We start from the raw sequence: 23,323 nt of genomic DNA, 5'->3' as shown, positions 1-23,323 counted from the left end.
ATTCTCGCTTGGAATGTTTTTTGTTTGGAACTCGATTCTGCCTCAAAAAAACTCGTAAATAGGGGTATGAGTAAAATGTTTGTGGGCGAACAAAATGGGAACACTCCTATTTTGTTCAAGTAAATGGATAGGCTTATTGCGGCAGGAGGTTACTCTTTCAAAATGATATCCACGGCTTTATATGGGGTGGTGGGCATGATAGCCTTGATCGGCTGAGCCAGCCTGTGCAGCTGGTTCCCTGGCAGGGACTCTTGCCCGCAGGGACCCCCATGTCAAGCCACCAAAGGGTTTTCTCCTCAACCAGGTGAGAAGTTAACAAGCAGATTCCATGAAAAAAGGGCCACTCCTTAGTAGAATCAAAGTCGACCAAAACCAGATTCGAAAAGGAGAGACCACTATGGAAGATCATATCACAGCTATTCCTTCATTAAAAGAGATTGAACAACTGGTCTGGAGGAATCTGCAGGAGACCTACTCAGATGTCATGAAAGGGATCTTGGAAGAGATGGACCAGCAGATTGCAGAGCAGCGGGACAAAAGACGTTTTAGAATGCTAGACAAACGAGGCACGACCATCGACAGCCTGTTTGGGCCCATTGAGATTTCGCGCAACTATTACCGGGACCGTACGGCAAACCGATGTATCTTTCTGTTGGATCAATATTTATCGTTTGACGGAGAAAAGGAAGTCACCCCCCTGCTGGCGGAAACCGCGATGGAGCTCGCTGTCACAGGCACTTCCTACCGTCAGGCAGCCAATACCCTGGAGACCCTTGTGGGTTATCCGGTCCTAAGCCATGAGGGGATCAGACAGCAGATGCTTGGTGTGGAGCTGATTCCTAAAAAGACGGAACTGGCCCAGCGTGTCCTGTTTGTCGAAGTGGACGGGTTGTACATGAAACGCCAGGAAAAGAACAAAAAAGGCAAAGAGGAAAAGATTGCGGCTGTCCACCAAGGCTGGGAAGTGAACGGAAAAAGGACAAGCTTGAAGGAAAAGCGCCACTTCCATCACCAAGGGACAAGCCATTTCTGGGAGGATTTTGAGACCTTCCTGGTAGAGACATTCGATTACGACCCTCTGACACACCTACTCGTCATCAATGGGGACGGAGCGAAATGGATCACGTCCTGCCGGGAGTACTTTCCATCCAACGCCTTCTTCACCATTGACCGCTTCCATGTAGCGCGTGACATCCAGAGGATCTTTCGGAACCATCCACGTTACAGAGCCATCAGGAAAGCCCTCGCTACCTATGACGGAGAAAAGCTGCTCCTTGAATTAAACAGCGCAGTCGGCACTCTCGAAAAAGAAAGTAGAGAAGAAAGGCTGGAAGAGCTGATTAAACAGCTGGAACAATATCCGGAAGCTTTGGGCGATTACAGGAAGTGGCTGGAGGAAATCGACACGCAGGGTTTCCGGGCGATGGGAAGTGCCGAAGCGACCATGAGAGGTTCGCCAAGCGGATGAAAAATGGCCGGAGCTGGGTGGAAGAAGGGATAAAGGCAATGATGACCGGCCTCATCGGGCACTTGGATAAACTGTCCCTCCGCACACTAATTGGGCGGGCAGAAACATGGACAGAAGCCAAAAAGGAAAAGCCGCCAAAGTATTATCGAGAGAAGCTGACAAGCGCGGTTGGTGAAGCCGCAAGAGGCAATGTCCCTTATCTCAGCCAGAAAGCTAACATCCCCGTATACCAGGCGTTAAAAGGATTGTCAGGTTTTTAAAAATACAAAAATAGTCGACTTTGAAGGAACTAAAGGTTTGAAAATGCTTACAAAGCAAAAGGACAAAAATACTTGCCCACAAATGGTTGACTCAAACTAAATAGGGAGCCTTTTTGCACTTTTAATTAGTTTTGTTTACTCTCCATTTATACTACCTAAAAATATTGCGGTTTTCCTTTGATAGGTCAATCCCCATTCTGCAACTTTGTATAAGCTAGGATGAATGTAATATACACTGCAGATCAACTGCCTCGCCATCTCTACTTTTTTTGCTTGAGTTGAGATTTTTTTCTCCAACAACTATTTCTTTGATAAATAGAATTTTTCTAGTAAGTCATTAAAGTTATATAATAGGATATTCAACAGTTACACTAGACTTTCAACTATTTAATTATTTTACTGAAATAATCATGGTGGTCGGGGAATTTTTTACTTTCATTGATAGTTTTGTGGCAAAATTAAGGAGAGAGCTCTCAAAGTAAAGAAGATCCATACGTGAATGGTAATGCAATTTTCACCAAAATTTTTTGCAGGACAAAATTTATGGCTCTGTCTCCGTCAGCATTGAGATGAATCCACATGAGTGCAATCCGACGACAAGGAATCAAATTGAACGACAGGTCCACTAGGGGAAGTTGGTTCTGAAGGGAGGGAATGATGCTGAATAAAAATCAAGAACCCGTGATCTATCGTGAGGTGCAGCGCCCGCGCCAAGTGTGGTTGTGGGTGTTCATATGGGGCTTTACGGTATTCATGTGGTATAGCTTCATCCAGCAGATTATATTCGGCGTGCCTATAGGGAATCAGCCGGCACCTGATGCTGTGATGGTCATCCTTTGGCTTGTGTTCGGGATCGTATTCCCGGTGGGTATGCTGGGATTTGTCAAGCTGATCACAGAGGTGCGCAGGGATGGCCTATATATCCGCTTTGTACCGTTTCATGTTCATTATCGATCTTTCATGTTGAAGGATCTTATTAGCTATAAGAGTATTACGTACAGTCCGCTTAAACGGTTTGGCGGCTGGGGACTGCGTTTTAATTTGGAAGGGGAAACGGCTTATAATATGGATGGAAACCAGGGGATAGAGCTGAAGCTGAGAAAAAATCAAACCGTTGTGATCGGCTCCCGGCATCCGGAAGAATTGGTAAAAGCTTTGGATAAGGTAAAAGCGGTAAAATAACTATTAGCGCAAGGCTCTGTTAAATATATGACTCCGTATTTGTTTTATGGACAACATCAGATCCCTGTTACCATAGTTAAACCCGATAAATTACTGGAAATTGAGAAATGAAGATGGGACTTTACCTAAAATTGATATATGATGGAAGGGAAATAGACTTGTAGAAACGTGTATGGGCTGACAATTAAATAGTCAGTTTTTGTATCATATAGTGATGGGTACTATACTTAAAGAAAGGAGGGTGAAATCATGGGTAAAGACATTACCTTGGAGGCGATCTATCAAGCGGTCATAGAGTTATCTGAACAAATGACGCAAACAGAACATAGACTGACTGGCCGTATAGACAAGCTTGAAGACCGTTTTGAGGAACTCGAAGGTCGTATGGACAAACTCGAAGGCCGAATGGGAAAACTCGAAGGCCGAATGGGAAAACTCGAAGGCCGAATGGGAAAACTCGAAGGCCGAATGGGAAAACTCGAAGGCCGAATGGACAAACTCGAAGGCCGAATGGACAAACTCGAAGGCCAAATGGGAAAACTTGAAGGCCGCATGGAAAAAGTAGAACACCGTTTGGATAACCTGGAAAATCGTATGGACAAGCTGGAACAAAATTTAAGCGACCAGATTCGGCAGCTTGATACAAAGTTCAGTATTGTATTGGATGAACTATATGAAACCAAAGCAGATGTAAGAAATATACAAAGAGCACGATAGCGGGATGAGTGATATGCTCCTTTTTAAGTAGACAGGTAAAAAAATAAAACCTGAATACTTAAAGGTGGCATTTTTTTGTCTAAACGAAGTTATACAGTTGAATATAAAATGGATGTATTACGGCTTATCAAAGCCGGGAAATTTCTTTGAATCATGAAAGTCGTTGGAATCAAGTCTGTCATCCGAAGGAAAAGGAAGAGCTATAAAAAGGCTTCTCCTCAACATGTGGCTGAGAACATCCTTAACCGTAAATTTACCTCAGGTGGCCCTAATCAAAAAAATTGCTTGGCGATACGAAACCCAGGGCTAAAGCCGCTTAGCTACATTTTTCTTTTTTTCCACTGTCTACTTGATAGGGCAGTTCACTTTTTGTTATGAACCTGGGTTTGGGACAAGTTAGTATTGCTAAAAATCTAATAAGCTAATTCAAAACACGGCTCATGATCTTCGCTGCCATAGTCGACAGCGGCGGGGCTGATTTTGGCATAGAATGATGTTTAATATTCTAAGTTTGTTGGATAACTCTTCCTATTGTGATTTGAATCTCTCGTCTATTGCTCACCAGTTTTGCACTCCTTCAAACATTCTATATATTAAATCCGTCATAGCCTTAGAAGGTTAGTCTAATTGACTTATATCCATTTTAGCAAATTTTTTTAAAAAATAGAGCCTAAGATTATCATAATAGCTGCTTTGTCAACAGTCGTTCACGGGAAAGGTAAAAAAATGACTGGTTGTTCTTACTCTTACCAAATAAAATCTTAACATTGTGTAAAACTTAGTGGAAGGAATAGGAAAGGAAAAAAAGCGGTATTTTTAATGGTTTTAAATAAAAACCATTTTGATTAAAAGTGAATAGTTGGATAAAAAAGGTGCATATTTTATTACTAAAGGCAGAAGTTATTATTAATAGTTAGACAACCATACCAGCCATCAAGCTGCAACAAGCCCGACAGCCCGTACAAACAGCTCTCTCATGCAAATTCACAACAGCCTGCTGCAGGCACAACAGCAGATGTATCAAGCACAGCAGCTGTTGTATCAAGCCCAACACCAGCTGAAGTGGGTTCAAAATTAAGCGGGTGATTAACCAGCTGCATTGTAACTACAAGCATTTTCAGCAAGCCCAACAGCAAATCAACAGGCTGTGAAACAGGTGCAGCAAGCACAAGCAGCCCAAGTAAAACAACCCTCGGCTCTACAATAGTAATAAAAAAACCCGTATCAGTTAAGGGTATCCCCTGAAAAGGGATTTCGGTGGACTATAGCCAAGCGGTAAGGCATCGGACTTTGACTCCGTGATCGTTGGTTCGAATCCAGCTAGTCCAGTTTTTAAACTTTGTCCAGGTTCCACACAGTAAAATTTGTTCCCGTTATCAGCCGGCTACAGAAAAGCCGGTTTTTTTGTCAATCCTATAGACTTCATTTTCCTAAACTTCCAGTTAACAACCGGTAGGATGCTTAAAGAAGATTTCACGGGGAATTACTAAGAAAAGATGTATTGTGGCAAGGAGGTTTTTTTTCTATATGGATCGTAAAAAAGGCAAACGAAGAAAATACAAATTTAGTAAGGACGATGTGACGGTTGTCGACACGGATGTTGCGAAGAAGACTGTAGTGGCTACCGCATTGGGTAATGCCATGGAGTGGTTTGATTTTGGGATTTATTCTTATTTGGTTGTCATTATTGGGAGTGTGTTTTACTCGGGTATCAGTGAATCGGCCCAGCTGGTATTTAGTTTCGGCACATTTGCGGTTGCCTTTCTTGTCCGGCCAATTGGCGGGATGTTCTTCGGAATGCTCGGTGACCGATTGGGACGAAAAAGGATATTGGCTGTCACCTTAATTATGATGGCCGTGGCAACATTCAGTATCGGACTGATTCCCAGTTATGAGTCGATTGGAATCACAGCGCCGATTCTGCTGCTGTGTGCAAGGCTGGTTCAAGGGTTTTCTACGGGAGGAGAATATGCAGGGGCCATGACTTTTATTGCCGAATCTACGCCGGATAAAAAACGCGGATTTATGGCGAGCGGATTGGAAGTAGGGACACTTGCCGGTTATATTGCCGGGGCAGGACTGGTCACTGCTCTCACCTATGCCTTGGGAACTGAAACCATGTATGATTGGGGCTGGAGAGTGCCCTTTCTGATTGCCGGTCCCATTGGCATCATTGGGCTGTATCTTCGAAACCATCTTGAGGAATCACCTGCTTTTGCAGCGATGGAAGAGAAGAGTGATGAGATGGGAAGAAAGCCGCATGTCTCCATGAAAGAACTGTTTCTGTTTCATCGAAAATCCCTGTTATTATGTTTAGTTTTAGTATTCTTTTATAATGTGATTGATTATACCGTCTTGACGTATATGCCTTCCCATTTAACGGCGGTTTTAGGATATGGAGAAACCAAAGGGCTCCTGTTAATTTTGATTGTCATGTTTATTATGATTCCGATTGTCCTGGCGATGGGGTATTTTGCTGATAGAGTGGGAAATAAACAAATTATTCAAGGAAGTCTGATCGGAGTTATTTTCTTGTCCATTCCTTCCTTTTTACTCATTGGAAGTGGTAATAATTGGCTCGTCTTCTTTGGACTGATGATTTTAGGCGCGCTCCTGGCATCTATCAAAGGGACCATGACTTCCCTGTTGCCTGCTCTGTTTTTTACAGAAGTCCGGTACGGAGGCTTGGCCATTGCGTACAATATTTCCGCGTCGATATTTGGAGGTACAGCTCCTTTACTGATCTCCTGGCTGATCAGCATGACCGCCAACCACCTCATACCCGCCTATTACCTTATTTTTGCTTCTGTGATTGGTATTGTGGTGGTGACGTTATTTCTGAAAAATACCTCCGGTAAACCTCTGCGGGGATCCCCGCCGGCTGTTGCTGAAAAGCATGAAATCAAAGAAGTCATAGAGGAAACTGACCGCGAGCTTTGGTGGAGCGAAGAAAAACATAAGATTGAAGAGAAAATTGAAGAGGCGGATAAGGAATCATAGGATTATCCAGTGCTCCGTTCATTGAACTGAGGAGGTTCCCCTTTGGAAGTATCGGTGTTTTGCCGGGACGATGGGATGTTGAGTAAATACCCCTGAACAGGTCAAGAAAAAATGTGGATACCTTAATTTTTCAGATATCCACATAAATGAATGGATCTATTTTAAAATAGCAGGAAGGAATAGAGAAATTTCTTCAATATACGTAATGATCATCAATGTAATCAAGCTGATGAATAAAAACGGGATCACGCCCGGGATGATTTTAGAAACAGGCACTTTGGAAACCCCGGAGGCAACAAATAGATTCAGCCCAAACGGAGGCGTATACATGCCGATCGCTCCATTTAAAATCATGATGATCCCCAAGTGGACCGGGTCTACGCCATACATGGTCGCAATGGGCAAAAATAGCGGTGCCAGGATAATGGTAAAAGAAGCGGAGTCGATAAACATGCCTGCCAATAGCATGATGATGTTCATCATCAGTAAAATGGCAATTTTTGAATCACTGATGGAGACCATCATCTCAGCCAACCCTTGGGGAACCTGAAATTTGGTCAGGACCCACGCGAAGATCGAAGCGGCTGAGAGCAAAATCATAATTTGAGCGGTTCCTATACCTGTCTCGATGGATGTGCGAATCAGGCCTTTTAAGTCCAGATCTTTATAAATGAACAAAGCGATGAAAATGGCATAGACGGAAGCGACGGCTGCCGATTCAGTGGGTGTAAAGACTCCTCCATAAATACCGGCCACGATGATAAACGGAATACCCAGTGCCCAGATGGAGGATCGGAAGGCACTCCACAATTCTTTTTTGTTGGCCCGTTGTTTGATAGGGATGTGATGTTTTCTTGCAATGTAGTAACTGTAGATCATAAAGGCGGCACCGTATACAATGCCGGGCAAAAATCCGGCCATAAACAGGTCTCCGACCGACACTCCTGTTACGGATCCATAGACAATCAGCCCGATGCTGGGAGGAATGATCACAGCTACAGCCGATGAAGAAGCAATCAAGCCATTGGAAAAACCGCTGGAATATCCGCCTTTTTGCAGAGCTGGCAGCATTAAAGCCCCGATGGCTATGACCGTGGCGGGGCTGGAGCCGGAAATCGCTCCAAAGAAAATACTGGCGATGACCACAGTCATTGCCAGGCCGCCGCGCAAATGCCCCACCATCGCGTTGGCCAAGTGTAGAATCCGTGAAGACAGCCCGCCGCCTTGCATGACATTAGCAGCCAAGATAAAAAAAGGGATAGCCATTAAAGAAAATTTGTCAATGCCGGCATGCATCCGCTGCGCAACCACTTCCATAGGAAGGGTGGTGAAGGTAAAAAGGGCAATAATTGATGAAAGGGCGAGCGCAATAAATACAGGGATTCCGCTTAAAAGCAAGACAAAGAGCGCGATAAAAAGGATCGCTACCATCATAAGTCCCCCTATTTTTCAAATAACTCCTTAGGCTTCCTTCCTTTTGGAGAAGCCCTCCAACAACTGCTGGATGAATCTTATGGACATTAAGGCTCCGCCAACCGGCATGGCCGCATAGACATAGACCATCGGTATTCCAAGATTGGGACTGATTTGTCCGGACTCGTAGACTTGCATGGTGATGTTGAATGAAAAAAACAAGAATAATAAGGAAAAGATCAGGGCGACTGCATGGATGATGATAGTATGAAAGGTGTATCCTTTTTTCTCCAAATACGTGGTGAGGGAGTCAATTCCCAGGTGGGCCCCTTTGTAAATGCAAACACTCGAACCAACAAATGTAATCCACACGACGCCATATCTGGTAAATTCCTCTGCCCACTCTATCGAAGAGTTAAAAACATATCTTAAGACAACATTCAAAAACAAAATTAGCGTGATGATCAGTATGCCGATTCCGATAAAATATTCTTCGATCTTGTTCAGCACATGTAAATGGGGTTTCATTGGGTCACCTCCAAAATAGAAGGGCATAACAAAGAACTTTCATTATGCCCGACCGGTTATCGTTCATTTTATTCCTTCTCGAGGAGGTCGATGTCCTCATAGGCTTTTTTCAATAGATCTTCATTGACATTGCTGCTATACTCCTCATGAACAGACCTCGTTACATCCCGTAATTCATTTCTTTCTTCCTCTGTCAGCTCAATAACTTTGGTGCCGGAGGCTTTGATTTCCTCTAAATACTCGGTTTCCTCTTTTTGAATTTCAGCCCGCTGCCATGACGCTAATTCTTTGCCTGTTTCTACAAGAATTTCCTGCAGATCCTCCGGTAAGGATTGGAGCCACTGTTCGCTGAACATCAGTACATGGGCGAGATATCCATGTTCACTTAACGTCAGCACATCCTGCACTTCATAGAATTTCATATTTTTTATGGTCACCAGGGGATTTTCCTGGCCATCTACAACACCCTGCTGCAGAGAGTTATATAACTCGCCAAAGTCAATGGTCGTCGGATTGGCGCCCAGCTTTCTAAATTGTTCCATAATAATCTCGCTCTCCATGGCCCTAAACTTCAGTCCCTTAAAATCCTCCGGAGTTCTCAGTTCCGTATTGGACGTAAAGTGCTTAAAGCCATCTTCGTAAAAAGCAACCCCTTTGATTTGCTGTGCCGACAGCAAACCAAGCAGTTCATTTCCTAGCTCACCGTCCATCAGCTGGTAACCGATTTCCCTGTCGGGAAACAAAAAGGGCAAATCAAAAATTTGCAGTTCCGGGATAAACCCGCTAATTCTGGCTGTGGGCAATAAGGCGATTTCCTGTGTACCTATTTGCAGACCTTCAAATTGCTCTCGGGCACTGCCTAATTGGTCCGAAGGGTAAACTGTTACCTGGAGCCTGCCGTCCGATTTTTCTTCGACGGTCTCTTTAAATTTCAAAGCGGCCTGATGGTGTGGCGTTTCGGGCATAAACCCGTGTCCATAACTGATTTCATACACCTCACCTCCCGCGGCCCCGTCTCCTTCTGTGGATTGTCTGGCCCCGCACCCGGCGATCAACAAGGCTGAAAGTGTCGTGAACATTAAAACTTGGAAAAGATATTTTTTTGGTTTCAACATTTCAGGAACCCCCTTTTTTAAAAACCCCTTATAAGCACGTGAGGAAAGGATCTGCGCTTGTCCGTTTTAACGATTCACCCCTTAACTATTTTTTGGAAAGGTCGTATGCATGGGAAAGGTTGTTTAGTATTTTTATATATTCAAAGGGGCGGTGGAATATGATGGAATGCATGTGGTTTCTTAGCTATTTATTAGAAATTGTTTGAAGGTGAAAGGGGATATAAAACAATCCAAAGATACCTGCAACTCTACTAAGGATTCGTTCCATTTCCTATTAACAATTCAGTTAGCAGAAATGTACTATTCTGAATAGAGAAATATATAAAAATTGTTGATATTGTAGTAATTATGTAGTATATTAGAAAACAAAGTTAATGGTTTAACCAGTTCCACTGGTTAAACTGGTTCCACCACTTCCACCACAAGAATTTTTTTTAGCCAGTTTTGCAAGCGCTATCAAATATTAACAACCAAATCGTAAACAGGTGATCATATGGCAAGCAATAGTTTGTTTCACATCATTGTTGATGACATTGAAGAAAAGATAAATAACGAGATTTTAAAAGAAGGTGATAAATTACCGTCAGAGAGGGAGCTGACCAATACCTATCAAATTAGTCGTCATGGTGTTAGGCAAGCGCTCACTGTTCTGAAAGAAAAAGGACTTATCCAGATTACTCCTGGAAAAGGGGCCTTTGTTACCTCTTACAATGAGGATATTTTAACAGAGTCTCTTAAAAGGGTGGCACACAAGTATGATGCCTCTATGGAAGAAATATGGGAAGTTCGGAAGGAATTGGAGTTATCAGTTATTTCTAAAGCTGTAGGAAGAGCGACAAACAAGAACATAGAAAAGCTTACTTCTATTTGTAAAAAGATGGATAACGCAATAGATGTAAGTGCATTCTTGAGTTTGGATTTAAAGTTCCACAAAACGTTGGCTGATTCCACTCAAAACCACATACTCGCTGCATTGGTACATGCTTTTTTTGAAATGACAGAGGATTCTCCTTTTGTACTAACAAAGTACACCAGCAGTTATCTGGACATTATTAATAAAGCCCTTAAGCAGCATTGGGTCATGATTGAGGCTTTAGAAACACAAAATCACGAGCTGGCGGTAAACATCATGAATGAACATATGGAACTTTTTAAAGAGGAAGTAGATTTTGTGAAAAATAACAACCTTAACTTTAAGGAGGTGAGTAAGATTAAAAGTTAACTTTTAATTTATTGAAAGGAGGAATGTATGGTGGAGAAAAAACTTCCGAAGTTTCACCCTGGTATTCCTGCAATTATCAGTATTATTTTTGCTTTAATCACAGGCATGGTTTGTGCCAAATGGCTCGATATGATTATGAATCTTTAATTTGGAGGGGAAACAATGAAACCACCACTTAAATTTGCTTTGTATGCGGTCCTTTATAATTCTGGGGACGGAATATGGGAGTATGAGATTTATCAAAAGTTAAAGAATCATTATCACCCGAGAGCATTAAGTAAATTGAGATCAATCCTCCTTGAATTACATAATAAAAGCTGGACAGATGAAGTCGATGCAGAGGTATACGGAGAAACGATTTTTCGAAAATATAAGCTTCAGGAACGGCATCGGGAATTTGTAGAATATCAGCTTTCTCCTCTCAACATCATAGAAGAATTAGGGTTGGATCAATCGATGGTTGAGAAAGGAAAGGTGAGAAATGAATCAATCGCTGAATGATATGAAGCTTCTCCAAGAATCAAGGAAAGTTCGTATAGGAATGGTGTATGCCGCATTGGGGGCACCTATGCTTGGTCTGGCTTTTGGTTTTGCCGGAATGGCAGGTTCCCTGCATCCTTTTAATATGGCCTATCCGACTGGCCCTTTAACTTTCCAATTCTTTGAATATATGTTTGGAGTTCTAACGATATTTATCTATTCATTTATCGTGGGGACAGCTAAAGATAATTTCAGGATTTTTAGATCGAAAATATCCTGGTATGGCGTGTTCATGGCGATGACGGGTATGATTGGAGATTTCCTGTTCTTCTCTTCCTCGGCTATTGTTGGCGGAGCGATTGCAGGTCCGTTAGCGGGATTATTTGGTTTTTGGGGGGCGGTTGTCACCTCCATTGTTTATAGAGAGAAGATCATGCAAAAATGGACAATTATTGGCATCGCTTTCATTGTCATAGGGATTTGGGTTGCTTCCGGAGGCATGTCGCTGGCAGCTCCTCCAGGTGTTTCATCTACAGCTATTTTGATTGGGGCCGGAATGGGATTGCTTGCTGCCATTGTCTATGGGATTGAAAGTTTTGCCATTGCTGCAGGCTCCGACATGATGCCAGAAGAGAGTTCGCTTTTCTGGCGGGCAGGTTGGGCATTGGTTGGTGCCATAATCATCAATTTTACTATTATGCCGCAGTTTACAGATATTGCGGGGGTCATGTTGCAAGATCCAAAATGGTGGGCATATGCCGCTGTAACAGGAGGCGCATGGGGAACCTATATGATTGTCTCACTGTATATCGGAATTAATACAGCTGGAACTGTCGGTGGAGGGTTGTTGGCAAGCACCGGATTTGTTTGGACTACTTTTCTCTCGATGACAATTTACGGAGGCAATTGGAGTACCTCTTTAATGTTAGGATGCCTTATCTTATTTGCGGGGATAGGCGTCATGTTGTTAAGGCCGGCGAAATTGATTGCGAAACTCCGGAGTTAATTTTCCTGGAAAGGTGTGAAATGAATGGACCAACTGAAAGATGAGTATATTCAGCTTACAAAAAATGAGCATAAATACTTGGCTCTAGGCGTAGTCTTGGCTTCCATGGTTTTTGTCATTCCGTTTCTGATCATCATTGCCAATGGGTGGTGGGAGCCTTTGGGTACTGTTTCGGATGGCTGGCGCTGGGTAGTTACATCTGTAATTTTGCTGTCACTTATTTATATATCATTGATTTTCGATAAAGTTTATCGAAAGCATTAATGACTTAAATATACATCAGTTTCAATAAGGGAGGAACATCAATGAGCAAATATATTAGCGGAATCGACGTTGGAGGCACCTTTACCGACTTCGTTTCATTTGACCAGGAAACAAAAGAAGTCAAAGTGTGGAAGAACTTAACGACTCCTGGTGAGCCGATCAATGGTGTATTAACCGGATTGCAGGAGTTTGAAAATTTGGAGGAGATTGATCAAATCCGTCATGGGACGACGATCGCAACCAATGCGATTTTAGAAAGAAAAGGGGCAGAAATTGCGTACATCACAACGAAAGGTTTCAGGGACGTCCCATTTATTCAAAGGGCGAACAGAAAATCACATTATGACTTGAGCTGGATTAAGCCGAAACCGCTTGTCAAGCGCCGGAATTGCTTTGAAATTACTGAACGTTTGACGCATAAAGGAGAAACACTGGCTGAGATTGACGAAAATGAAGTCAAGCAAGTGGCCGAGGAGATCAGGGAAAGAGGAGATATCGAAGCTGTGGCAATTTGCACCCTCTACTCCTATGTAGATCCGAAACACGAGGAAAAATTAAGGAGTCTGTTGGAAAAATATTTGCCGGGGATGCCGATTTCGATTTCTTACGATGTTTTACCCAAGTGGAAAGAGTATGAAAGAGCAAGCACGGTCATTGCGGATGCCTATATTAAGCCAATCGTTTCTTCTTACTTAAGGCAATTGCAAGAGCGCTTTGAAGAGAAGGGCATTACAAGAAATGTCGGTATTATGAAATCCAACGGTGGGATTATGACGCTGGCAGCTACGGACAGGGCCCCCATCAATACGGCTGTATCCGGACCTACAGGCGGGGTTGTCGGAGCAAAGAAAATTGCAGAACAATGCGGCATCGACCATCTGGTCACTCTTGACATGGGCGGTACCAGCACGGATGTGGCTATCATTGAAAACGGAAAAGAAGAATTGACAACCAACTTTGAAATCGAATGGGGAGTTCCGATCCAGGTGCCGATGATTGATATCCGAACGATCGGTGCCGGCGGGGGCAGTATGGCCTGGATTGACAAAGGCGGCATGTTGAACGTTGGACCGGAAAGTGCAGGTGCTGATCCAGGACCTGTATGTTACGGACGAGGCGGCGAAAATCCAACCGTAACCGACGCCAATCTCATTTTGGGAAGACTGAGCCCTGATAATTTCCTCGGAGGCTCTATGGCAATTGATTACGATGCGGCTTACAAGGCTTTGGAGGAGCTCGGCAGAAAATTGAACATGTCTGCTGAAGAGACAGCCAATGCCATTATTAAAATTGCCAACAACAACATGGTCGGTGCACTGAGAATGGTGCTGGTTGAAGAAGGACATGACCCAAGAGATTTTACATTGATGAACTTTGGAGGAGCAGGACCTCTGCATGCAAGTGATTTAATGGAAATTGCAGAAATTCCAAGGGCAGTGATCCCGATGCACCCGGGACAATTCTCCGCAGTCGGATTCATGTATTCAGATGCCCGCGTGGACCTGCAGCGTACAGTTCAGATGACTTCGAAGAAATTTGATATCGCCCGGGCAAATGAAGTTTTTCAGCAGCTGAGGGACGCTGGTATCGAAGATCTGTCTTCGCAAGGATATACGGATCACTACAACATCGTGACATCTATCGAAATGCGCTACCATGGCCAAAATTATGAGCTTGATGTTCCATTCCATGAAGAAGAAATCAATGAAGAGAATGTGCAGGAAATTTGGAAGACCTTCCACAACATGCACGAAGAGAGGTTCGGCTTCAAAATACCTGGGGAAGCCATGGAAGTCGTTACTTTCAAAGTCACCATCATCAGTGAAACGGACAAGCCTGCTGTCAGGAAAATTGATAAAGCTCATGGAAGCCAGGCTGTGCCGAAAGATGAGCGTCCGGTTCGCTTTGACGAAGAAGTTCTCATGACGGCAATCTATGACCGCGAGACGCTTTTAGACGGCCATAAAATTGACGGGCCGGCAATCGTTGAGGAAAATGCTTCATCGACTATTGTAGGTCCAAAGCATAAGCTGACCGTCGATTCTTTCGGAAATATGCACATCGAAAAAAGATAGGAGTGGCTAAACATGGATGTTGTATCTATTAATATCATCAATTCATCAATGGTATCGATCTGTCGTGAAATGGGTATTACGCTGATGAAAACCTCTTATTCTACGATCTTTAATGAGGCGCTGGACTTCACATGCGGACTGGCCAATGCGAAAGGGGAATTGATCGCTGTTGCGGACTATTGCCCGGCGATGATCGGCGGTATGCCGACGTTAATCGAAAACTGTATTAAAGAGATTCCTGTGGAAGATATGAAGCCCGGAGATGTGATTCTCCACAACGACCCTTATCGTGGCGGGCTGCACTTGCCGGAGCATACAGTTTTTAAACCAATCTTTATTGATGGGGAAGTCGTTGCTTATGCCGTGGCAATTGGACATTTGGCTGAAATCGGCGGCATGACACCTGGCGGATTCGCCGGAGAAGCGACTGAAATTTTTCAGGAAGGGCTCAGACTTCCGCCAGTCAAGATCGTCAAAGAGGGTAAAGATAACGAAGAAGTTTGGAAGATTATGCTGGCCAACGTAAGAACGCCCAGATATAACTATGGTGACTTGCGGGCGCTGATCAGTGCTGCGGATCTTGGAGAGCAAAGATTGGAAGGCCTAATTAAAAAGTATGGAAAAGACTTCTTCATGAAAACCGTTGACGACCTGATGGATTATTCTGAGCGCCGCATGCGTGCAGAAATCAGAGAAATTCCCAATGGTTTATATCAATTTGAAGATTACGTGGAAAATGACGGGATCGAGGATAAAGTCTTTACGATCAAAGCGAATGTTTATGTAGAAAATGAAGAAGTGGTCATCGATTACGAAGGAACTTCACCTCAGGCAAGAGGTCCAATCAACGCAACGTATGGAGTGGCCAAGTCCGCTGCTTATAATGCGATGCTGAACTTAACGGATGCTTCCATTCCAAAAAACTCCGGATGTTTCCGGCCGATTCATGTCGTGGCGCCGCCGGGCACTGTGGTTAATGTTGATTACCCTGCACCAGAAGTAGGCGGAAATACAGAAACGCATCCGAGAATTGCCTTCGCTGTACTGGGGGCATTTTCAAAAGCTGTTCCGGAAAAAGTCATTGCCTGTGAAGGCGGAACTCACCTCAACTTTGTTTTTGGCGGGTATCATGAAGACTATGAAGAGTATTATGTATGTTACGACCTGGAAGCAGTTGGCTGGGGAGCACGCCCATATGCCGACGGAAATGATATGGTTGACTCAATCAACGGAAACTGCCGTACAACGCCGGTAGAGGTTTTTGAAACCAGATTCCCCTGGTTAATCGAATCCTTCCACTTGAATCAGGATTCCGGTGGCGCAGGAGAATTCCGCGGCGGCTTAGGTGCGGAAAAAGTACTCAAATGTAATGCTGATCTCATCACCATCAGCCAAATGACAGACCGCCATCATATTGCCCCTTACGGATTGTTTGAAGGGAAAGAAGGCGGACTTGGTGCGACGCTGATTAAAAAAGCCGGCGAAGACGAGTGGAAAGATGTGGTGGAAGGCTACGGGAAAGTGTCGTCCAGTAAGTTCTCCAATATTCCGATCCGGCGCGGGGACAAAGTCAAAATCGTCACACCCGGCGGCGGCGGATACGGATCTCCGAAAGAAAGGGACCGCGACATGATCCAGGAAGACGTGCTGGACGGATTTATTTCCAAGGAAGCAGCGGAAACTATCTATTAAAATAGGAAGGGACTGTTCTCATGAAATTTTCAAGTAACGGTTATTATGTAGAAAAATATGAGAAATGTTCGGTCTGTGGAAAGCTCGTCTATGAGGAGCGTATCGAACAGTTGAACATCAAGAATGAGCCGGCGCTGTATTGTTCGGACTGGTGCATCGAGTGGGAGAAGAAGAGGGAAAGGATTAAGCAGGAGGCATTGGTGAAATAAGAAGGCCAAAGAAAAGCAAGAGCTGAGGGGCTCTTGCTTTTTTGTATGGGGAGAGTCAATGGAATAACACAAGGATATAGCTTTGAAGAAACTACTGCGACAATTCCTCTTTTATAAAATCCCAGACCTTTTTAATATTGGGAGAATTAAATGGACTATTTTGTCTTATTAATCCGACAGAAACATTGGCCGGATCGTAATTGATAAAATCTATAACCGCAATGTCATCATTTAAAAGTGATCGATGATTGTTAATGACAAAATCTGGTGCAAGAGTAATTCCTAACCCTTTTTCAACAGAGTAAAAAATTCCTTCTACATTGTTTGAGGTCAATAGCACGTCCATTGGACCATAGGAACGAAAGATTTGATTGGCAAACCACTTCACATAATTTCCATTGTACAAGATCAGCGGCTCATTTAAGATGTCTTCAGGTGAAACAGCCTTGCTCATAGCTAAAATTGAATTTCTGTTCGTCATAATTTTCATTCGCCCGTCTAATAACGACTCAAAGGTCAGGTCATTTTCACTTTGCAATAAATCTCCGTAAGAAAGGATTAAGCCAATATCCGCATGATTATTTTTCACATCGTAAATGCTTTCTTCTGTCATTTTCTTTTCGTCGACTTCAATATGTAAATACGGATATTTAGTTTTGAAAGACAATAGAGCTTTTATTAAGGGGATATTATTATAGCTGGGTAAGATCGAGACCCTCACTTTTCCTTTTAATACGTGACGGGATAAAGCTTCTTCTTCAAGCTCTTGTATCTTTAAAAGGATTTCATAAGCTTTTTTTATAATCTCTTTCCCTTCTTCTGTCGGGACCGCACCGTACCTCGACCGTTTAAATATTTTGACTTTTAATTCCTCTTCTAAGCTAGTAATGGATTGACTAATCCCGGATTGAGAGACGTGCAGATTCTCCGAAGCGGTGGAAATAAAACCTGTCTTTGCAACTTCAACAATATATTCTAACTGCTGTATGTTCATCCCTCATCACTTTCCTTCAGTTTTATTTAACATTACATCAAAAATGTTAAATTTACTTCATTATAAATTAACCATATAATTATTTCAAACATTCAAAACGAACGGTAAATTCCGTCAATAATTAAAAGGTTATCTTTTGCCGCTTTTAATTTTGTGATCATGAAGTCATGTGGTAACCGTCAACTGTGAATGGGTGCAAAATTGTTACCGTTTATACTTTTATAAACTCCAAGTTGTTAAGCCCCTGATTAGTACAGTTAATAGGGAGGGATTATAAGTGAATCAGGACGATTTTGTGACTCATTATACGGATTTTTCCTTTCAAAAATTTTGTGATCAGACCTTTGGGGTTAATCGGGGCGTTTACAATACTATTGATCGCTGCTTTTATGAGAGAGGTATTAAGGACATTACAACAAGAAGAAAGGAAATATTATCCTTCCTCCAATTTGTGACTGGTGAAGCAGACGACAAGCCATCTTCTAGAGTGAGATTTGGTAAAGGGGGACTAGTGATGAAATTAAATGAATATTGGGAGAGGCGGTCACTGGAATCTATTCAATCAAACAAAAAAAGCATAAAACCGGATGTCTTATTGGTAAGTGAGTAAAAACAAGTTCAGGAGCTCTAAAAAAACTTTAAGGGAGGACTTAACAATGATTGTAAAAAGTCAACAGGCTGACTTATATAAAGAAATTATGGGCGGTTACCCAACAGGTGTAACGATCATTACAACAAAGGATAAAAATAATCATCCGGTGGGTCTCACGGCAAATTCTTTTGCATCTGTTTCTATAGATCCACTATTAATTTTATGGTGCATTGATAAAGGATCCGGAAGCTATGAAACATTTAATAGCGTTGATGCCTTTGCAGTGAATATTCTTTCGGGCGAACAAAAAGACGCCTGTTTTACATTTGCCAGCAGAAAAGAAAAGGATCGTTTTTCTAAAGTGGAGTGGGAACTCTCTTCCAATGATCTTCCAATCTTAAAAAATATATACGCGGTCTTAGAGTGTAAGAAGGTGCAGCAAGTAGATGCCGGGGATCATCTCATCCTGATTGGAGAAGTGGTTGATTTGCAGAAGAACGATATAGACCCGATGTTATATTATCGCAGAAATGTGGGCTTCATACCCGATAATTGGGGTGACTCCTGATTCAGACGGATGTATAAAGCAAGACTTCTTTTAAGGAGGTGAATGATTTGAAGAAAATCGTATCCATTGTGGGTAACCCTAAACTGCAATCGAAAACTTCTCTTGTAGCAAAAGAAATTTCACGGCAGTTTAAGGAAAAGAATGATTTAGTTGACATGGGCCTGCTTGAACTGGCCCCGATTGGAGCCTGCCTTTTTGAATGGGGAAATCAGGAGGTTCAAATATATGTCGAAAAAATAATACAGTCGGATGTTATCATTGTTGCAAGCCCTACCTATAAAGCTGCATACACAGGTCTGCTAAAGGCATTTCTCGATCAAATTCCTCAAGAAGGGCTAAAAGGAAAGACGGTCCTTCCCGTCATGATGGGAGCTGCTCCTCATCATAAAATGGCGGTTGATGTATTCCTTACTCCCCTTTTATTAGAACTGGGGGCGAATTGCCCACTAAGGGGGCTATATGTGATGGAATCGGATATGGAAAATGTACCCGCCATAATCAGTGCATGGCTAGATCATGCTGCTATTTAGGATTGGAGATACATCGAGGAGCCAAGAATTCTATTTTATAAATATTAAATATTGACTCGTATACTTCTTTACGCTTGAAGGGTACTTAGTAACCTCTTTTTTAAAAAAGTTGAATTTTTTTGAAGCTGAAGCTCTTTTATTCTATTTGCTTGGAAAGTATCTTCAAAACTTGATTATGGTAGAATCTTATTCTTTTCGTAGAAGTTTTACATCATTTTATTTTTATCAAAGAAAAATCAACAATCAATATCTATATACAGTCAAATGTAGCTTTATATGTTAAAATATTAAATATTTTCAGAGGAGTGTTACAAGTGGAAGGGGTAAAAAAACTGGAACTTGGTGTATTTATACCATCGACGAACAACGGCTGGATCATGTCAAAAAACTCTCCTAAATTCATGCCGACGTTTGAACTGAACAAAAGTATTGCTTTACTTGCTGAAGAGATTGGCTTCGATCATGTGTTTTCTGCGGTTAAATGGAGAGGGTTTGGAGGGGAAACGGAGCATTCCGATTATGCAGTGGAGCCCATGACTCTCATGGCAGGGATCGCTGCTATTACAAAACGGGTCAAAATTATTGCATCCATTCAACCGTTAACATTTAATCCGGTAGTAGCCGCTAAAATGATGGTTACTCTCGATGAAATAAGCAAGGGGCGCTTTGGCCTAAACCTTGTTAGCGGCCAATACTTTGATGAGTACAAGCAGATGGGAGTGATGCCGGAGGGTTATCCTTCTTATCGCTATGAATTCGCCCAAGAGTGGCTGGACATTGTCAAGAAGCTCTGGACAGAAGACCATGTAACTTACAAAGGAAAGTTCCATACTATTGAAGATGTCTCAAGCAAACCTAAGCCGATTCAAAAACCGTTTCCTTCTATTGTATGTGCGGGTATGTCGGAAACCGGGTTAAATTTTACAGCGAAAAACGGGTCTCACTCTTTCGTAAGTGGCAGAAATTTCGCTGAAATGAAGGCCATGGGTTTAAAAGCAAAAGAAACGGCAAAAAAATACGGGCGTACGATTAAAACAAATACCGTTTTCATCATTATCCAGGCGGATACGGATAAAGAAGCAAAAGAGTTGGAGCAGTACTACCGTGATGGAGCCGACGTTGAACTACTGAGTAATATTATGAATATTTATTCCAAGGATGCCTCTGGCAGTGCCTCTCAAATGCTTGCTGAAAATGCAAAGAAACATGTTTTCTATGGATTCCCGCCCATTTCTGGCAGTCCGGAGACGATTGCATCGATTTTGGAAGAGGTTCACAGGGAGGGAGAGTTTGACGGTATTTTATTTACGTTCCCGGAGTATCTGGAAGGTATGCGGAATTTCAATGAAAAGGTTCGCCCGCTTTTGCTTGAAAAAGGAGTAAAGTTAACTGAAGAGCATCTGCTCGTTTAAAGTCGATACATCAAAAAAGTTCTTGAGGTTATTTTTAAAGAGAAAGGATGTTTACAATTACTACGTCAAACGGTATGCCAGCTGATACCATACTCTGTAATGGAAAAATTTATACAATGGATAAGAATCGTACGATAGCTGAGGCTGTTGCAATGAAAGACGGAAAAATAATTGCGGTGGGTTCCGATCAGGAAATCAAGAATCATGCAGGTGCACATACGCAATTGATAGATCTCCTGGGGAAATTGGTCATTCCGGGACTCAATGATTCACATATTCATTTGTCTACAGAAGCCAGTCAAGTGTATGATGTCAGCCTGGGTGATGCGCGTTCCATCGCTGATGTTGTTCAATCCATCGCCAAACGGGTCAATGAGACTTCCCGGGGGGAATGGGTTTTCGGTAAATGTGATTGGCATGAGGGGGCGTTGAAAGAGGGAAGGCTCCCTAACAGGTTCGATTTAGATCCCGTTTCACCTGATCATCCCGTCTTGATTCGAAGAGGAGGGCATGTAGCTACTGTCAACTCGGCTGCATTAGAACGAGCGGGAATCACCAATGAAACACCAGATCCTCTCGGTGGTGTGATTGTGAAAGATGCATCCGGTCACCCTATAGGTATTTTGTTTGGACAGCCAGCCGTTCAGTTGGTTGCAAAAAAAATACCCGGCAAATCTTTAGTTGAAAAGGCCGGTGATTTGCGGGCGATTATGCACAAGCTGAACCAGTACGGTATTACTTCGGTGACGGACCCAAGAGTAAATGATGAGGAAATTGAGGTTTATAGAGAAGTTTGGAAAAACGAAGAGATGACGGTCAGAGCAACCGTGCTGCGATTGGTGGAAGATATAGAAGACGTAAAGGCTGCCACTTCTAACTACTCTCAAGGTGAAGGTGACGATTTTTTTACTATAGGTGGTTTAAAATACTTTAGCGATGGCGGGATAGAAAATGCTTATATGAAAGATCCTTATGAAATTGTCCCTAGAGAACAGGAAGATCCTGAGTTTCGCGGTGAGTTGCGAGTTCCTTCCGGAGGGATGAAGGAACTGGAGGACATGTTTACGCTTATTGCTGAGAATGGATGGAGTGTCGGTGTACACGCAGTAGGAGATGCAGCTAATGAAGTAATGGTCAATCTATACGCCAAAGTAAACGAGAAAATACCGATTAAAGACCTGCGCTGGGTAATTATGCACTTGTTTCTGCCTAAAGATGAGCATTTACAAATGATGAAACAGATAGGGATCATGGGAACCATTCAAGATCAGCCGTTGCTTTTAGGACATAATCAAAGGAGATTCCATGGAGAAAAGAGAGCGCATGATAGTATTCCCCTGCGCAAACTTGTTGACAGCGGGATTGCTTTCGGAGGAGGAACTGATGCTCCGATTCTCCCGGCTAACCCATTTCTAAGTCTGTGGTGGATGGTTACCAGAAATACATTAACAGCAGGAGTGTTGGGCAAAGAGCATGCCATTACCAGAGAAGAAGCGCTCTATTTATACACGATGGGGAGTGCCGTCACACAGTTTAAGGAAGACAAGGTGGGTTCGATTGAACCAGGAAAGCTGGCTGACTTGGCCGTTCTCTCTCAAGATTACTTTGAGGTAGAGGAAGATGCCATTAAAGATCTAAAAACGGTACTTACCATCGTTGATGGAAAAATTGTTTACCGGGACCCTGCATTTCAGCTGGACCCTGTTGGACTGTCTTAATGTCAGACGAAAGATCAAATATTTATCGGATCCTGACATGCCGGAAAGAAGCTCAAAACCATAGAGCTTTTTGAAAGCGCAATCAAACAGTCGTATGTTGAACCATACGCATGGCCTGAGGGTAATTTCCTCCTGCCCATTCCATGTAACAAAATACCAATCAATTGGGGGAAGACTAAAAAACTTTATGGTATTAAACAGCCGTATATAAATCTGTATGTACGGCTTGTTTAGTCAACTGCCCGGTCATCGATTTAGAAAAGAGGGTGATAATGAATGATTTGGACGCGGCTGCTTGGATTCTTGAACCGTATTACAGAATATATAACAATGTCATTTTTGGTTTTAGCAACCATTCTAATTCTTCTTCAGATTATTTCCCGATCGCTGCTTGGATCCTCTTTTTCATGGACAGAAGAATTAACACGATTTCTTTTTATCTGGATTGTCTTTTTGGGTGCAGGTATTGCCTTTAAGCATGGATCACACATAAGTATCGAAGTATTTTTTAATAAGTTACCTCCAAAAGTAAAAATGATCGTGCAATCCTTGGTTGCTGTTCTCTGTGTGATATTTTTTGTTGTGTTATTCATCAAGGGAGTGGAAATTACTGCAAATTCGATGGGTCAAGTATCTCCTGGTCTAGGAATTCCAATGGGGTATGTTTATCTTGTGATTCCAATAAGCGGGGTTTTACAAATGTTAAATCTCATTGATGTCTCAATTCTGTTTGCTAAAACAGGAAAATTTCCAGGAGGTAATGTCAAAAGTTCTATGAAAACTCACTAGATTTCTATCAGTGGTTGGGTGGTTAACTCACGCAATCGCCCTTGACAAACACGCCAATGGTTTAGGTTGTGAATAACAAGGGCGAAGGG

23 protein-coding genes and 1 tRNA gene are annotated in these 23,323 nt (G+C 42.7%); 19 read left to right on the top strand and 5 right to left on the bottom strand.

Annotation, left to right across the window (positions count from 1 at the left end; translation table 11 throughout):
• The first annotated feature begins 397 nt into the window (after window positions 1–397).
• From ACFSCZ_RS14305 to ACFSCZ_RS14290, 4 genes are all read left to right on the top strand, one after another.
• On the top strand, window positions 398–1,468 hold the full coding sequence (locus ACFSCZ_RS14305) for an ISLre2 family transposase (protein ID WP_380774758.1): 1,071 nt from the start codon (window positions 398–400) through the stop codon (window positions 1,466–1,468).
• Window positions 1,465–1,728 carry a hypothetical protein gene (locus tag ACFSCZ_RS14300; RefSeq protein WP_380774757.1) on the top strand — a complete coding sequence of 88 codons (264 nt, stop codon included), beginning with the start codon at window positions 1,465–1,467 and terminating at the stop codon, window positions 1,726–1,728. The genes ACFSCZ_RS14305 and ACFSCZ_RS14300 overlap by 4 nt, the downstream gene beginning before the upstream one ends.
• Window positions 1,729–2,385: 657 nt before the next feature.
• Window positions 2,386–2,910: a DUF6141 family protein gene (locus ACFSCZ_RS14295; protein WP_380774755.1), complete on the top strand. Its 525-nt coding sequence runs from the start codon at window positions 2,386–2,388 to the stop codon at window positions 2,908–2,910.
• Window positions 2,911–3,159: 249 nt separating this feature from the next.
• On the top strand, window positions 3,160–3,627 hold the full coding sequence (locus tag ACFSCZ_RS14290; RefSeq protein WP_380774753.1) for a hypothetical protein: 468 nt from the start codon (window positions 3,160–3,162) through the stop codon (window positions 3,625–3,627).
• A 974-nt stretch (window positions 3,628–4,601) separates the two neighbouring features.
• On the opposite strand, the gene ACFSCZ_RS14285 is transcribed toward ACFSCZ_RS14290, so the two are convergent.
• Window positions 4,602–4,796, bottom strand: coding sequence for a hypothetical protein (locus ACFSCZ_RS14285; RefSeq protein WP_380774751.1), 195 nt, complete (start codon window positions 4,794–4,796; stop codon window positions 4,602–4,604).
• Window positions 4,797–4,885: 89 nt separating this feature from the next.
• On the opposite strand from ACFSCZ_RS14285, the gene ACFSCZ_RS14280 reads away from it, so the two are divergent.
• Both ACFSCZ_RS14280 and ACFSCZ_RS14275 read left to right on the top strand, forming a co-directional pair.
• Window positions 4,886–4,956: transfer RNA gene (locus ACFSCZ_RS14280), tRNA-Gln, on the top strand.
• Between the two features lie 198 nt (window positions 4,957–5,154).
• Window positions 5,155–6,627: an MFS transporter gene (locus tag ACFSCZ_RS14275; protein ID WP_380774748.1), complete on the top strand. Its 1,473-nt coding sequence runs from the start codon at window positions 5,155–5,157 to the stop codon at window positions 6,625–6,627.
• Between the two features lie 156 nt (window positions 6,628–6,783).
• Here the strand turns inward: ACFSCZ_RS14275 and ACFSCZ_RS14270 are convergent, their stop codons facing one another.
• The 3 genes from ACFSCZ_RS14270 to ACFSCZ_RS14260 form a co-directional block, all read right to left on the bottom strand.
• Window positions 6,784–8,058 carry a TRAP transporter large permease gene (locus tag ACFSCZ_RS14270; protein ID WP_380774744.1) on the bottom strand — a complete coding sequence of 425 codons (1,275 nt, stop codon included), beginning with the start codon at window positions 8,056–8,058 and terminating at the stop codon, window positions 6,784–6,786.
• A gap of 30 nt (window positions 8,059–8,088) precedes the next feature.
• On the bottom strand, window positions 8,089–8,568 hold the full coding sequence (locus tag ACFSCZ_RS14265; RefSeq protein WP_380774740.1) for a TRAP transporter small permease: 480 nt from the start codon (window positions 8,566–8,568) through the stop codon (window positions 8,089–8,091).
• A 68-nt stretch (window positions 8,569–8,636) separates the two neighbouring features.
• A complete protein-coding gene (locus ACFSCZ_RS14260) occupies window positions 8,637–9,683 on the bottom strand; it encodes a TRAP transporter substrate-binding protein (RefSeq protein WP_380774737.1) in 1,047 nt (348 codons plus the stop codon).
• Window positions 9,684–10,176: 493 nt separating this feature from the next.
• Here ACFSCZ_RS14260 and ACFSCZ_RS14255 point away from each other — a divergent pair, with 493 nt between their 5' ends.
• The 7 genes from ACFSCZ_RS14255 (at window position 10,177) to ACFSCZ_RS14225 (ending at window position 16,631) form a co-directional block, all read left to right on the top strand.
• Entirely contained in the window at window positions 10,177–10,905 is a 729-nt protein-coding gene (locus ACFSCZ_RS14255; RefSeq protein WP_380774735.1) for a FadR/GntR family transcriptional regulator, read from the top strand.
• 162 nt (window positions 10,906–11,067) lie between these two features.
• On the top strand, window positions 11,068–11,406 hold the full coding sequence (locus ACFSCZ_RS14250) for a hypothetical protein (protein WP_380774734.1): 339 nt from the start codon (window positions 11,068–11,070) through the stop codon (window positions 11,404–11,406).
• Entirely contained in the window at window positions 11,387–12,391 is a 1,005-nt protein-coding gene (locus ACFSCZ_RS14245) for a hypothetical protein (RefSeq protein WP_380774733.1), read from the top strand. Before ACFSCZ_RS14250 ends, ACFSCZ_RS14245 begins: the two co-directional genes overlap by 20 nt.
• Window positions 12,392–12,415: 24 nt before the next feature.
• The gene (locus ACFSCZ_RS14240) at window positions 12,416–12,655 is read left to right on the top strand and encodes a hypothetical protein (protein ID WP_380774731.1); all 240 of its coding nucleotides are present in this window, start codon (window positions 12,416–12,418) and stop codon (window positions 12,653–12,655) included.
• A gap of 41 nt (window positions 12,656–12,696) precedes the next feature.
• Window positions 12,697–14,730 (top strand): hydantoinase/oxoprolinase family protein, encoded by a 2,034-nt coding sequence (locus ACFSCZ_RS14235; protein ID WP_380774729.1) that lies wholly within the window; start codon window positions 12,697–12,699, stop codon window positions 14,728–14,730.
• A gap of 12 nt (window positions 14,731–14,742) precedes the next feature.
• Window positions 14,743–16,422, top strand: a complete 1,680-nt coding sequence (locus ACFSCZ_RS14230) for a hydantoinase B/oxoprolinase family protein (RefSeq protein WP_380774727.1) — start codon at window positions 14,743–14,745, stop codon at window positions 16,420–16,422.
• A 20-nt stretch (window positions 16,423–16,442) separates the two neighbouring features.
• Window positions 16,443–16,631, top strand: a complete 189-nt coding sequence (locus tag ACFSCZ_RS14225) for a hypothetical protein (protein WP_380774725.1) — start codon at window positions 16,443–16,445, stop codon at window positions 16,629–16,631.
• 91 nt (window positions 16,632–16,722) lie between these two features.
• Here the strand turns inward: ACFSCZ_RS14225 and ACFSCZ_RS14220 are convergent, their stop codons facing one another.
• The gene (locus tag ACFSCZ_RS14220) at window positions 16,723–17,625 is read right to left on the bottom strand and encodes a LysR family transcriptional regulator (protein WP_380774723.1); all 903 of its coding nucleotides are present in this window, start codon (window positions 17,623–17,625) and stop codon (window positions 16,723–16,725) included.
• A 277-nt stretch (window positions 17,626–17,902) separates the two neighbouring features.
• On the opposite strand from ACFSCZ_RS14220, the gene ACFSCZ_RS14215 reads away from it, so the two are divergent.
• From ACFSCZ_RS14215 to ACFSCZ_RS14190, 6 genes are all read left to right on the top strand, one after another.
• Window positions 17,903–18,235: a hypothetical protein gene (locus ACFSCZ_RS14215; RefSeq protein WP_380774722.1), complete on the top strand. Its 333-nt coding sequence runs from the start codon at window positions 17,903–17,905 to the stop codon at window positions 18,233–18,235.
• Between the two features lie 46 nt (window positions 18,236–18,281).
• Complete coding sequence (locus ACFSCZ_RS14210) at window positions 18,282–18,785, top strand: flavin reductase family protein (protein ID WP_380774720.1); 504 nt, start codon at window positions 18,282–18,284, stop codon at window positions 18,783–18,785.
• Window positions 18,786–18,832: 47 nt separating this feature from the next.
• The gene (locus ACFSCZ_RS14205; protein ID WP_380774719.1) at window positions 18,833–19,315 is read left to right on the top strand and encodes an NAD(P)H-dependent oxidoreductase; all 483 of its coding nucleotides are present in this window, start codon (window positions 18,833–18,835) and stop codon (window positions 19,313–19,315) included.
• Window positions 19,316–19,629: 314 nt separating this feature from the next.
• On the top strand, window positions 19,630–20,727 hold the full coding sequence (locus tag ACFSCZ_RS14200; protein WP_380774717.1) for an LLM class flavin-dependent oxidoreductase: 1,098 nt from the start codon (window positions 19,630–19,632) through the stop codon (window positions 20,725–20,727).
• A 116-nt stretch (window positions 20,728–20,843) separates the two neighbouring features.
• Window positions 20,844–22,445, top strand: a complete 1,602-nt coding sequence (locus tag ACFSCZ_RS14195; RefSeq protein ID WP_380774716.1) for an amidohydrolase — start codon at window positions 20,844–20,846, stop codon at window positions 22,443–22,445.
• A 276-nt stretch (window positions 22,446–22,721) separates the two neighbouring features.
• On the top strand, window positions 22,722–23,234 hold the full coding sequence (locus tag ACFSCZ_RS14190; RefSeq protein WP_380774715.1) for a TRAP transporter small permease: 513 nt from the start codon (window positions 22,722–22,724) through the stop codon (window positions 23,232–23,234).
• Window positions 23,235–23,323 lie beyond the last annotated feature (89 nt).

This window comes from Siminovitchia sediminis, from assembly GCF_042680885.1.
GTDB lineage: Bacteria > Bacillota > Bacilli > Bacillales > Bacillaceae_C > Siminovitchia > Siminovitchia sediminis.
This window is presented reverse-complemented; position numbering and strand designations above follow the sequence as displayed.